The following is a 13264-nucleotide window of genomic DNA, read 5'->3' on the forward strand; positions in this document are numbered from 1 at the left end:
TAATGAATCCTGAAATATTCGTAGAGTTGTTCCGAGATGCCCTTTGGATGGTATTAATCATGGTTTGCGCCATCATTATTCCTAGCCTGCTGATCGGTTTGGTTGTGGCTGTTTTCCAAGCTGCGACCTCAATCAACGAACAAACCCTGAGTTTCCTGCCGCGTTTGATCGTAACTTTGTTGGCGTTGATGCTATTCGCACACTGGATGACCCAGATGATGATGGAGTTCTTTTTTGAGCTCATCGAACGCTTGCCGCAAGTTCTGTATTAAACCGATATGGAATACCCAACGAGCCTTGTACTAGAGTGGTTAGCCAATTATTTTTGGCCATACACTCGCATCTCAGCGATGCTGATGGTGATGACGGTAACAGGGGCACGCTTCGTGTCGCCGCGTATTCGTCTGTATTTAGGCTTGGCGATCACTTTTGCGGTGATGCCTGCGATTCCGGCCGTTCCCAAAGAGATTGAACTTCTGTCCTTTCAAGGCTTCCTGACTGTCTTCGAGCAAATTGTGATTGGCGTGGCCATGGGTTTTGTTACCCAGTTCATGATTCAAACCTTTGTTATGCTGGGTCAGATCCTCGGTATGCAATCGAGCTTGGGTTTTGCATCAATGGTCGACCCGGCTAACGGGCAAAATACGCCGGTACTTGGTCAGCTGTTCATGCTGCTAGCGACCATGTTTTTTTTGGCGACCGATGGTCACTTGAAAATGCTGCAGCTGGTGGTGTTTAGTTTTAAGACCTTGCCGATTGGCAGTGGCTCTCTAACCTCTGTGGATTTTCGAGAGCTCGCGTTGTGGCTCGGCATCATGTTCAAAACGGCATTAGCGATGTCATTGTCGGGGATTATTGCGCTGCTAACGATTAACCTTTCTTTTGGTGTAATGACGCGTGCGGCACCTCAATTAAACATCTTTTCTTTGGGTTTTGCATTTGCGCTACTCGTGGGTCTGTTACTTTGTTGGTACATCCTTGGCGGCTTATATAGTCACTATGAGCTATTTTGGATGCAGGGCGAACAACAGATATGTCGTCTAATCCGGTTAGATTGCTAGGAGACTGAAATGGCAGAGTCAGACGGTCAAGAACGCACAGAAGACGCCACGCCCAAACGCTTGCAACAGGCCAAAGAGAAAGGGCAGGTTGCAAGGTCAAAAGAGCTAGCGTCAGCGTCGGTACTTATTGTCGGTGCAATTGCATTAATGTGGTTTGGCGAATCGATGGCGAAGGCTTTGTTCGAGGCCATGCAACGTCTGTTCTCTTTGAGTCGCGACGAAATTTTTGACACTAACAAACTCCTAGAAATCGCTGGTGGTGCACTGGTGAACCTGCTGTTCCCGCTGTTTTTGATACTGATAACCTTGTTTGTTGCTGCCGTCATCGGCGCTGCGGGTGTCGGTGGGATTAACTTCTCAATGCAAGCAGCAATGCCTAAGGCGTCTAAGCTCAACCCACTCAGTGGCATCAAGCGTATGTTTGGCCTGCAAAGCTGGGTTGAACTGCTCAAGTCTATTCTTAAAGTAGCGCTCGTATCGGGGATGGCGATTTATCTGATTCAAGCCTCTCAGCATGATTTAATGCAGCTGAGTATGGATGTGTACCCACAGAACATCTTTCATGCCTTGGATATCTTGCTCAATTTCATCCTGTTGATCAGTTGCTCGCTGCTTATTGTGGTGGCGATTGATATCCCGTTCCAGATCTGGCAACACGCCGATCAATTGAAGATGACCAAACAAGAAGTCAAAGACGAATTCAAAGACACTGAAGGTAAGCCGGAAGTGAAAGGCCGAATTCGTATGCTTCAAAGGGAAGCGGCTCAGCGTCGCATGATGGCAGACGTTCCTCAAGCGGATGTGATTGTGACCAACCCGGAACACTTTTCAGTGGCGCTGCGCTATAAGCAGAATCAAGACAAAGCACCAATTGTGGTTGCTAAAGGTGTCGACCACATGGCGATGAAGATCCGAGAGATTGCGCGTGCAAACGACATCTATATAGTTCCAGCGCCGCCATTGGCGAGGGCGCTTTATCACACCACTGAGCTAGAACAACAAATTCCTGACGGTCTGTTTACGGCAGTTGCACAAGTGCTTGCATATGTTTTCCAGCTTAAACAGTACCGAAAACGAGGTGGTGAGCGACCAAAACTGCAAGATTCTAATATGCCGATCCCACCTGATTTACGTCATTAGATCAATTGCTTGAGCTCTGCGTGATGAACCCTGATAATAGCGAGCTCGCTAATCTTCCTTTTATAGAGGTGATGGCGATAATTTGACGTGAGATGTTGGTACAGTGTTTGCTGTAGTAGCCTGAACATTATAAGCCCATAGCAAACAGCCCTGACTAAGACCTAATCCACTTGTTCAGAGAGCTACAACATAGCGAAACTGTCTAGATTTATGAAATTCTCCCTGCCTTTTGCGGACAAGCTACCTAAAATCCCTAACCGTGCCATGCCTGCGATTGGTGCACCTATTATGGTACTTGCAACGCTTGCTATGGTGGTGTTGCCCATTCCAGCTTTCTTGTTGGATATGTTCTTCACCTTCAACATTGCACTGTCTATGGTTGTGCTACTGGTCTCGGTATATACCCGCAGGCCTTTAGACTTCGCTGCATTCCCAACCGTCCTGCTGATTGCGACTCTACTTCGATTGGCCTTGAACGTTGCTTCGACACGTGTGGTATTGCTTCATGGTCATGAAGGTGGCGACGCGGCCGGTAATGTGATTGAAGCCTTCGGTAACGTGGTTATCGGTGGTAACTATGCGGTAGGTCTAGTGGTGTTCTTGATTCTTATGATCATCAACTTCATGGTTGTAACCAAAGGTGCGGGTCGTATCTCGGAAGTAAGCGCGCGTTTCACGTTAGACGCCTTACCGGGTAAACAGATGGCAATCGATGCCGACTTGAACGCAGGTTTGATCGACCAAGACCAGGCGCGTCTGAGACGTTTTGAAGTAACCAAAGAAGCTGACTTCTACGGTTCGATGGACGGTGCTTCTAAGTTTGTTAAAGGCGATGCGATCGCTGGTATCTTAATCTTATTCATCAACATCATTGGTGGCTTGAGCATTGGTATGGCTCAGTTTGACCTTGGTTTTGGCGAAGCAATCGAAATCTATACACTACTGACTATCGGTGATGGTCTGGTAGCACAAATTCCGTCTCTATTATTGTCGATCGCAGCTGCAATGATGGTAACGCGTCAAAACACCGATGAAGATATGGGCGAGCAACTTGTCTTCCAAATGTTCGACAACCCTAAAGCCCTTATGATCACTGCCGCCATCCTTGGCATTATGGGTATTGTTCCTGGCATGCCACATTTCTCGTTCTTGAGCCTTGCCATCGTTGCAGGCGCGGGGGCGTACTACATCGATAAAAAGAACAAGAAGAAGGCGGAAGAACCTAACCTTCCGGCCACGGTTGAAGCCAATGGAGAAGTAGGCTCTCAGAAGGAGCTCTCTTGGGATGATGTTCAACCTGTCGATATTATTGGTTTAGAAGTGGGTTACCGTTTAATTCCTTTGGTTGATAGAGACCAAGGTGGTGAATTGCTTGAACGCGTTAAAGGTGTGCGTAAAAAGCTGTCTCAAGACTTTGGTTTCTTGATCCCAGCAGTACACATTCGCGATAACCTAGAACTGACACCAAACAGCTACCGCATTACCTTGATGGGTGTTGCTGTGGGTGAAGCTGAGATTAAGCCAGACATGGAACTCGCGATTAACCCGGGCCAAGTCTATGGCATGATCGATGGCGAGCCGACGATTGACCCTGCCTTTGGCCTTGAAGCGGTTTGGATTCGTGAAGAGCAGCGTGAACACGCACAAGCTCTAGGTTATACCGTTGTAGATTCTTCTACAGTACTGGCGACACACCTTAGCCAGCTGCTAACCAACAACGCATCACAGCTTATTGGTCATGAAGAAGTTCAGAACTTACTTGAGATGCTCAGCCGCTCAACACCTAAGCTGGTTGAAGGTTTTGTACCGGATCAATTGCAGTTGGGTGTGGTTGTGAAAGTGCTACAGAACCTGCTGAATGAAGCGATTCCAATTCGTGATATTCGAACCATAGTCCAAACTTTGTCGGAGTATTCAGGTAAGAGTCAAGAACCTGACATACTTACTGCGGCGGTTCGTATCTCATTGAAACGACTAATTGTTCAAGAAATCAATGGTATAGAACCAGAATTGCCAGTGATAACTTTGATTCCTGAGCTGGAACAAATCTTGCATCAAACCATGCAGGCATCCGGCGGAGAATCTGCTGGTATTGAACCTGGTTTAGCCGAACGTTTACAGACCTCCCTCAGCCACGCTACACAAGAGCAAGAGCTGAAAGGTGAGCCCGCGGTACTATTGACCTCTGGCGTGTTGCGTTCGACTCTGGCTAAGTTCGTGAAGAACACGATCCCAAGCTTACGAGTCTTGTCTTACCAAGAAATACCGGACGAAAAGCAGATACGTATAGTACAAGCTGTTGGTAATTAAGCCGCCTAATTAGAACGGACAATCGAATTGAAAATTAAACGATTTTTTGCAAAAGATATGCGAACGGCTCTGCTCCAAGTTAAAGAAGAACTTGGTTCAGAAGCGGTGATCATGTCTAACAAAAAGGTCGCAGGTGGCGTGGAAATTGTTGCCGCTATTGATGGCGAATCCAGCCCGTCGACAGCGAGCCAGAGACTAAATAAACCTCAGCAGCCTGCCCAAAGCCAATATACGCAAATGGCCGCGCCCGCAACTCCTGCAGGGCGACGTCAACTAGACGATGACAAGGTTAGCCTGCAGTCGAATGCTGAAGGTGGACGCTCAATGACCAAGCGCTTTGCGAATATGCTAAAGCAATACAGTCATGGCGCCGATGATGAGCCACAACATCGTGCTGGAAATGAAGATTCATTGTCAGCATTGCTCAATCGTCAATCAAGCACGGGTCATAAGCCTCATAGTCATCAGACTCAAAGCAATTTGCAGTCTCATGGCCATCAGCAATCTCACGGAAACCAACAGTCTCACGGCAATCTTGATTCAGCATTTGCTCGTGAAACGGGTTTGTCTAAGTTGATTGCTGAAGACCGCAGAGTAGAGCGCCCGGCACCTCGCTTGGATCCGACTCGTTATGATCGTGGTCGAGAGAATACTCAATCCAAAGGTTCTGATACTGAAATGGAAACGATGCGCGAAGAGATGACCTCAATTCGTCGTCTGTTAGAGCATCAAGTTTCTGGGTTGATGTGGCAAGAAGTTGAGCGCCGTGAACCACTGAGAGCCATGCTTATTAAGCGCCTTGAACGTATGGGTGTATCTGCAGAGCTTGCCGATCAAATGGCTTGCTACATTCCTGAAGATACTAAACCTGCACGTGCATGGAAGGCTCTGTTAGCTCTGGTTGCTGACCAAATCTCCGTTACACAAAAAGATATTTTAAAACGCGGCGGTATTGTGGCTCTACTTGGCCCAACCGGCGTGGGTAAAACAACGACTGTTGCAAAGCTAGCTGCACGTGCTGCCATGGAATATGGCGCTGATAACGTCGCACTAGTGACAACTGACACATATCGTATAGGTGCACATGAGCAGTTATCGATCTACGGCCGAATTATGGGTTGTCCTGTAAGAGTTGCTAAAGATTCTAGCGAACTGGCCGATGTAATATATCAGTTACGTAATCGTCGCCTGATTCTGGTCGATACTGCAGGCATGGGACAACGAGATGTTCGCCTATCTGAGCAGTTAGACACATTGATGCAAGAGAGTGGTTCCGTTATCAATAGCTACCTTGTGTTGCCTGCAACCGCGCAACGCAAAGTGCTGCAAGAAACAATTGAACACTTTAGAAGAATCCCGTTGTCGGGATGCATCATGACTAAGCTGGATGAATCCCTAAGTCTAGGTGAATTCATCAGTGTCGTAATACAAAATGCATTACCAGTTGCTTACATAGCAAATGGTCAACGAGTTCCTGAAGATATCGTTATAGCTCAGCCAAAGTACATGATTGCTAAGGCTAATGAGCTATTAGAAAAATCTACAGAGAATGAACCTCATTACTGGAATAGCGATTCTGAAGGGCTCTAGGCGGCGGATAAATATGAATGAAAATATGATACATGACCAAGCTAGCGGCCTCCGTCGCTTAACCAAGCCTTCACTCACAAAAGTTATCGCTGTAACCGGTGGTAAGGGAGGCGTTGGTAAATCTAATGTGACGTTAGGTATGGCTATTTGCATGGCGCGCCAAGGCAAAAAAGTCATGGTGCTAGATGCCGATTTAGGACTAGCGAACGTCGATATCATGCTAGGTATTCGTTCTAAACGAAACCTTGGGCATGTGTTGGCTGGCGAATGTGAACTTAAGGATGCGATTGTCGAAGGGCCGCACGGAATTAAAATTATTCCAGCGACATCGGGCACTCAAAGCATGACTGAACTTTCACACGCACAGCATGCTGGTTTGATTCGCGCATTCGGTTCGCTTGAAGACGAGATGGATATCTTGTTGGTTGATACCGCAGCCGGTATTTCGGACATGGTGATCAGCTTCTCAAGAGCGGCGCAAGACGTGGTTGTCGTGGTATGTGATGAACCTACCTCGATCACGGATGCATATGCTTTGATTAAGCTTTTAAGCAGAGAACACCAAGTTCAGCGATTCAAAGTTGTTGCAAATATGGTCAGAAGCTACCGCGAAGGCCGAGAATTATTTGCAAAGTTGACTTTGGTCACAGAGCGCTTCTTGAATGTGAGCCTCGAACTCGTAGCATGTATTCCTTTAGATGATAAAGTACGTCAATCAGTCAAGAGACAGAAAATCGTAGTCGATGCGTTTCCTCGCTCTCCAGCTGCATTGGCAATCAGCTCTTTGGCTAACAAAGCCTTGACCTGGCCAATACCAAAAACACCGAGCGGACACTTGGAGTTCTTTGTTGAAAGGCTGCTGAATCGTACTGAATTTATAGAGGAACCATTTGGTGAATAAAGCGCTTACTTACGACCAACACGCTAATCACAATAGCCAACAGGCTTTTTTTGAGAAGTACTCTGTGTTGGTTAAACGTATCGCTCATCACTTGTTGGGGCGATTACCGCCTAATGTATTGGTTGATGACTTAATTCAAGCTGGCATGATCGGCTTGATTGAAGCGCAACAAAACTATGATGGTACCAAAGGCGCAAGCTTTGAGACGTATGCTGGTATTCGGATTCGCGGGGCAATGTTGGATGACATTCGCCGTGGGGACTGGGTGCCGAGATCGGTTCATAAGAACAATCGAGAAATCAGCAGTGCAATTGCGGAATTAGAGGGTATCCTCAACCGCGACCCGAGTGATGCCGAAGTGGCAAAACACATGGGGCTCAGTTTAGAGCAGTATCACAGTGCTTTAACTGACATTAATTGCTCAAGACTGGTTGGAATTGAAGATTTAGGCGTCTCAGATGATGTAATATCTCCGAATGAAGACTCTCAAGATAATACGCCTTTTCAAGGGGTTGCTGATGAGTCATTCCGCCAAGCTTTGATCGATTCGATAAAACAACTTCCGGAAAGGGAAGGCCTTGTGCTTTCGCTTTATTACGACGAAGAACTCAATTTAAAAGAGATTGGGGAAGTGTTAGGTGTCAGCGAATCTCGTGTCAGCCAAATACTGAGCCAATCTATGCAGCGTTTACGCACTAAGTTAAGTGCTTGGACACAGAACGACTAACAACACTGATCCTATTCAGTGGAGGCTAATTTGAACAAAAACATGAAAATTCTCATTGTTGATGATTTTTCAACGATGCGCCGAATTGTTAAAAACCTACTTCGCGATTTAGGTTTCAACAACACTCAAGAAGCAGATGATGGCTTGACCGCGTTACCTATGCTGAAAAAAGGCGAATTTGATTTCGTGGTAACTGACTGGAACATGCCAGGCATGCAAGGGATTGACCTGCTTAAACACATTCGCGCAGACGCAGAACTTAAGCACCTTCCAGTGCTTATGATCACAGCTGAAGCGAAGCGTGAGCAGATCATCGAAGCTGCGCAAGCGGGTGTTAATGGTTACATTGTGAAGCCTTTCACTGCTGCAACGCTGAAAGAGAAACTTGATAAGATTTTTGATCGCTTATAAGCATCAATAAATTTAGGCACTTCTAGGTAAACACTGACTGATAAGTTATCTGTTTATCTCGATAGCCTAAGCGCACAAAGTATGCGGAGTAAGGCCGAATTCAGGATGATTTCATTAGAACAAGCAAAAAAATTAGTAGAGCTGCTTGAGAACGATGAGCAGCAAAATGCTGATTCTCTTGTGAGAAGCATTTATGAAGATAACTTTAGTCTTCAAGACAATCCAATGCTTCAAGAAATAGGAAGTCTGACACGCGACCTCCACGACTCTTTGACTCAATTCAATTTCGATGAACGCATCAGCGTTATCGCAAATGACGAAATCCCTGATGCAAGGGATCGCCTTCAGTATGTCATTGATAAAACGGAAGTTGCGGCAAATAAGACGATGGACGCTGTCGATCGCTGTATGCCAATCGCAGACAACCTACACGAGTGTTTACTTCAAGTAAGGCCTCAATGGAATGAACTGATGCATGGCCGCATTGAGCTGGCACAATTTAAAGCTTTATGTCACCGCATTGATGGATTGCTTGTCCAAGTAGAAGGCGACAGTACTGAACTACGCGGACAATTGACTGAAATCTTGATGGCTCAGGATTTCCAAGATTTAACTGGGCAGATAATCAGCAAAGTTATTACCTTGGTGAATGAGGTGGAAGGACGTTTGGTCGAGATTCTCACGGTATTCGGTGCGAATCAAAAAGAGCCAACTCCAGAGTCAGAGAAGAAAGCATCGATTGCGCCTGAAGGTCCAATTATGAACCCAGAAGAGCGCGAAGACGCTGTCGCATCTCAAGATGAAGTCGACGATTTGTTATCCAGTCTTGGATTTTAAAGGTAACGTATGAGCTACGATTTAGACGAAGATATTCTTCAGGACTTTTTAGTCGAAGCAGGAGAGATCCTTGAACTCCTATCAGAACAACTGGTAGAGCTTGAGAATAACCCTGACGACAAAGACCTATTAAATGCTATTTTCCGTGGTTTCCATACAGTAAAAGGTGGTGCTGGTTTCCTAGCATTAACTGAGCTGGTGGATACTTGTCATGGTGCTGAGAATGTGTTCGACATTCTGCGAAACGGCCAACGCAGCGTAACATCAGGTTTGATGGATACCATGCTGCAGGCGCTAGATACAGTCAATGTACAGTTTCGCGCCGTGCAAGATCAGGAACCTTTAGTGCCAGCCGACCAATCTTTATTGGATGAACTTCACCGTCTCTGTAAACCAGAGTCTGCGGATGAAGTGGCACCAGTAGAAGCGCCTGCACCTATTATCCCTGAACCTGTTGTTGCAGCGCCTGAGCCTGTTATTGCTCCGGAACCTACTGCTGAAAGCTCAAACATCAATGCATCTTCAGTCGATGATATCTCTGAAGATGAGTTTGAACGCTTGCTTGATGAGCTTCACGGTAAAGGTGGTTTACCAACAGCGCCTTCTGCACCAACACCGCCGTCAGCACCCGCTGCACCTCAGTCTGTTGCTGACAGTGGTGATATTACTGATGACGAATTTGAAAAGTTATTAGATGAACTGCACGGTGCGGGTAAGAGCCCGACAGCGGCAAGTTCAACGCCTCCTCCACCGCCAACGCCGCCAGCAGCACCTGTTTCGGCGATGTCTGAAGGCGATGATCTGATGACTGACGAAGAGTTCGAGAAGTTACTTGACCAACTACATGGCTCAGGTAATGGACCTTCGATTGAAGAATTGGATGCCGCGACTAAGCCAGCAGAAGTTAAGGCAGTAGCACCTCAAGCTGCGCCTAAACCTGCTGCGCCAGTTGCCGTTAAAGCTGAGCCAAAACCGAGCGCTCCAGCAAAAGCTGAAGTTAAAGTGCCGGCTAAGAAGCAACAAGCTGAAGCGACAGTTCGTGTTGATACATCAACACTGGACACCATCATGAACATGGTGGGTGAACTGGTATTGGTGCGTAACCGACTAGTCAGCCTAGGCCTCAACAGCAACGACGAAGAAATGTCGAAAGCTGTCTCTAACTTAGATGTTGTTACTGCAGACCTTCAAGGTGCGGTAATGAAGACTCGTATGCAGCCGATCAAGAAAGTATTTGGTCGCTTCCCACGAGTTGTCCGTGACCTTGCTCGTAGCTTGAAGAAAGACATCGTTCTTGAAATGCGTGGCGAAGAAACGGACCTTGATAAAAACTTAGTAGAAGCACTTGCTGATCCCCTGATTCACTTGGTGAGAAACTCTGTCGATCATGGTATTGAAATGCCAAACGACCGTGTTGCTGCGGGTAAATCACAAACGGGTAAAGTGATTCTGTCTGCCTCTCAAGAAGGTGACCACATTGAACTGGCTATCGTTGATGACGGTGGCGGTATGGACCCTGATAAGCTTCGTGCTATCGCGGTTAAACGTGGCCTGATGGATGAAGATGCAGCGTCTCGCTTATCAAATAAAGAGTGTTTCAACCTGATTTTTGCTCCTGGCTTCTCAAGCAAAGAGCAGATCTCGGATATCTCTGGTCGTGGTGTGGGCATGGACGTTGTGAAAACAGCGATCAACACACTGAACGGCTCTATTGATATTGATTCAGAAATGGGACAGGGCACCAAGATCACCATCAAGGTTCCACTAACCCTAGCGATTCTACCAACCTTGATGGTCGGTGTTGCCGGTCATCCATTTGCATTGCCATTGGCTTCTGTAAACGAGATCTTCCACCTAGATTTAAGCCGCACAAACGTGGTTGATGGCCAGCTGACGATTATCGTTCGCGATAAGTCTATTCCGTTGTTCTACTTGCAAAACTGGCTTGCTCCTAAAGCGGGTATTGTTGAGCTGCGTAAAGGGCACGGCCATGTTGTTATCGTACAACTTGGTAGCCAACGTGTTGGTTTTGTTGTCGATACGCTTATCGGTCAAGAAGAAGTCGTGATCAAGCCGCTTGATAAGCTTCTGCAAGGCACGCCAGGAATGGCAGGTGCGACAATTACAAGTGACGGACACATTGCATTGATCCTAGATGTGCCGGACTTGTTGAAGCAGTACGCAGCTGCGTCAAGAATTTAATTTAAGGATAAATATGGCGATTAAAGTATTAGTCGTTGATGATTCGAGTTTCTTTCGTCGTCGCGTTAGCGAGATCATCAACTCAGAGGCTCGCCTAGAAGTCATTGATGTAGCAGTAAACGGTAAAGAAGCCGTTGAAAAAGCGAAACAGCTAAGACCTGACGTAATCACGATGGATATTGAAATGCCTGTCATGGACGGTATCACTGCCGTTCGTGAAATCATGGCCGCGTCTCCAACGCCTATTTTGATGTTTTCATCGTTAACGCATGATGGAGCGAGAGCAACGTTAGATGCGTTAGATGCAGGTGCTCTCGACTTCCTTCCTAAGAAGTTTGAAGACATTGCACGTAACCGCGACGATGCAGTTGCATTGCTTCAACAGCGTGTGATTCAGATTGCAGCGAAGCGTGCGTTTATGCGCCGTGCTCCTATTGCGCCGAGAGCGACTGCGACGACTGCAACATCTACGCCATTGCGCCAACCGATTTCAACAGCAGCTTCGACTTCGACAGCGAAGCCTGCGGTTGCATCAACGGCGAAATTCAGAGCGTCAGGTAAGAAGTATCAATTAACAGCAATTGGTACGTCGACTGGCGGCCCTGTTGCTCTACAGAAGATTTTGACTCGCATCCCTGCTAACTATCCACACCCAATTGTGTTAGTTCAGCATATGCCAGCAACATTCACTGCTGCTTTTGCGAGCCGATTGAACACCTTGTGTAAGATTGAAGTTCGCGAAGCGCAAGACGGTGATGTGTTAAAACCTGGCGTGGCGTATCTTGCTCCGGGTGGTAAACAGATGATGGTGGATGGCCGCGCAGGGTCTGCACGTCTAAGAATTATCGATGGCGGCGACCGCATGAACTACAAGCCTTGTGTGGATGTCACATTCGGCTCTGCAGCGAAGATCTACGGCGACAAAGTGTTGTCTATGATCCTGACTGGTATGGGCGCAGATGGTCGAGAAGGTTCGCGTATGTTGAAAACTGCGGGCTCGACAATTTGGGCACAAGACGAAGATAGCTGTGTTGTATATGGTATGCCTCAAGCTGTAGCAAAAGCTGGCATTTCTACTGAAGACCTCCCTCTAGACCGTATCGCGGAAAGGATCTTGGTCGAAGTTGGGTTAGCTTAGGTAAATCGAAATGATTGTTTGGAGTGTTGCAAACCAAAAAGGTGGTGTTGGTAAAACGACCACGACCGTGACTCTAGCAGGTTTACTTGCGTTGAAGGGGCACCGTGTTCTGTTGGTTGATACTGACCCACATGCATCACTGACCACCTATCTGGGTTACGATTCAGATACGGTGGAATCGAGCCTGTTTGATCTGTTCCAGTTGCGTGAGTTTAACGTGCAGACGGTAAGACCTTTGCTTTTACAAACAGAAGTCGAAGGTATCGATATTATCCCTGCGCACATGTCTTTGGCGACATTAGACCGTGTAATGGGAAATCGAAGCGGCATGGGGTTGATCTTGAAGCGTGCTTTAGCCGCTTTGAAAGACGACTATGACTATGTATTGATCGATTGCCCGCCAATTCTGGGTGTGATGATGGTCAATGCATTGGCTGCTAGCGATCGTATATTGATTCCGGTACAGACTGAGTTTTTGGCGATGAAGGGCTTAGAGCGCATGATTCGCACTTTGACCATCATGCAGAAGTCTCGCAAAACACCGTTTAAGGTTACGATTGTCCCAACGATGTACGACAAGCGAACCAAAGCCTCACTGCAAACATTAACGCAGCTCAAAGATGATTACCCAAACCAAGTTTGGACGTCTGCTGTGCCGATTGATACCAAGTTTCGAGATGCGAGCCTAAAGCGCTTGCCAGCCTCTCATTTTGCATCGGGTAGCCGTGGTGTATTTGCTTATAAACAGTTGCTTATTTATCTCGAAAGGTTGGCGATAAATGAGCGCGAATAAAGAATCAACATTGGCGCAGCCAAGTCTCTCCAGTGAACAAGCACTGGATGATTATTTTACTGCGCTGTTAGGTGATGAAAGCTTTGAATCTGACGATTTTTTTGTTGACGAGTCGAGCGACGAATCACAATCTGAAGAGCCAGAGCCAGAGCCA

General features: G+C 46.9%; 12 protein-coding genes and 1 pseudogene. All 13 read left to right on the forward strand.

Annotated features, from left to right (window positions below):
* The first annotated feature begins 2 nt into the window (after positions 1-2).
* Complete coding sequence (fliQ, locus tag AB4329_RS19530) at positions 3-272, forward strand: flagellar biosynthesis protein FliQ (protein ID WP_029235191.1); 270 nt, start codon at positions 3-5, stop codon at positions 270-272.
* Between the two features lie 6 nt (positions 273-278).
* Positions 279-1061, forward strand: coding sequence for a flagellar biosynthetic protein FliR (gene fliR / locus AB4329_RS19535; RefSeq protein ID WP_017060672.1), 783 nt, complete (start codon positions 279-281; stop codon positions 1059-1061).
* 9 nt (positions 1062-1070) lie between these two features.
* Complete coding sequence (gene flhB / locus AB4329_RS19540; protein WP_017060671.1) at positions 1071-2201, forward strand: flagellar biosynthesis protein FlhB; 1131 nt, start codon at positions 1071-1073, stop codon at positions 2199-2201.
* Between the two features lie 210 nt (positions 2202-2411).
* A complete protein-coding gene (flhA, locus tag AB4329_RS19545) occupies positions 2412-4511 on the forward strand; it encodes a flagellar biosynthesis protein FlhA (protein ID WP_136979579.1) in 2100 nt (699 codons plus the stop codon).
* Positions 4512-4538: 27 nt separating this feature from the next.
* Complete coding sequence (gene flhF / locus AB4329_RS19550) at positions 4539-6101, forward strand: flagellar biosynthesis protein FlhF (RefSeq protein ID WP_102429084.1); 1563 nt, start codon at positions 4539-4541, stop codon at positions 6099-6101.
* Between the two features lie 13 nt (positions 6102-6114).
* The gene (locus AB4329_RS19555; protein ID WP_017060668.1) at positions 6115-7002 is read left to right on the forward strand and encodes a MinD/ParA family protein; all 888 of its coding nucleotides are present in this window, start codon (positions 6115-6117) and stop codon (positions 7000-7002) included.
* The gene (locus AB4329_RS19560) at positions 6995-7729 is read left to right on the forward strand and encodes an RNA polymerase sigma factor FliA (protein ID WP_017060667.1); all 735 of its coding nucleotides are present in this window, start codon (positions 6995-6997) and stop codon (positions 7727-7729) included. Before AB4329_RS19555 ends, AB4329_RS19560 begins: the two co-directional genes overlap by 8 nt.
* Before the next feature lie 42 nt (positions 7730-7771).
* Complete coding sequence (gene cheY / locus AB4329_RS19565) at positions 7772-8140, forward strand: chemotaxis response regulator CheY (RefSeq protein WP_016767062.1); 369 nt, start codon at positions 7772-7774, stop codon at positions 8138-8140.
* Positions 8141-8245: 105 nt separating this feature from the next.
* Positions 8246-8977: a protein phosphatase CheZ gene (locus AB4329_RS19570; protein WP_017064113.1), complete on the forward strand. Its 732-nt coding sequence runs from the start codon at positions 8246-8248 to the stop codon at positions 8975-8977.
* Between the two features lie 9 nt (positions 8978-8986).
* Positions 8987-11179: a chemotaxis protein CheA gene (locus AB4329_RS19575; RefSeq protein ID WP_372139075.1), complete on the forward strand. Its 2193-nt coding sequence runs from the start codon at positions 8987-8989 to the stop codon at positions 11177-11179.
* 13 nt (positions 11180-11192) lie between these two features.
* Entirely contained in the window at positions 11193-12317 is a 1125-nt protein-coding gene (locus AB4329_RS19580; protein WP_017060664.1) for a chemotaxis response regulator protein-glutamate methylesterase, read from the forward strand.
* 10 nt (positions 12318-12327) lie between these two features.
* Positions 12328-13110, forward strand: a complete 783-nt coding sequence (locus AB4329_RS19585; protein WP_017071206.1) for a ParA family protein — start codon at positions 12328-12330, stop codon at positions 13108-13110.
* A pseudogene (locus AB4329_RS19590) lies at positions 13097-13264 on the forward strand (chemotaxis protein CheW); the annotation flags it as partial. The gene AB4329_RS19585 and the pseudogene AB4329_RS19590, both read left to right, overlap by 14 nt.

Origin of the sequence: Vibrio sp. 10N.261.54.A5 (assembly GCF_041471145.1) — a bacterium.
In the GTDB taxonomy this organism is placed as follows: Bacteria; Pseudomonadota; Gammaproteobacteria; order Enterobacterales; family Vibrionaceae; genus Vibrio; species Vibrio crassostreae_C.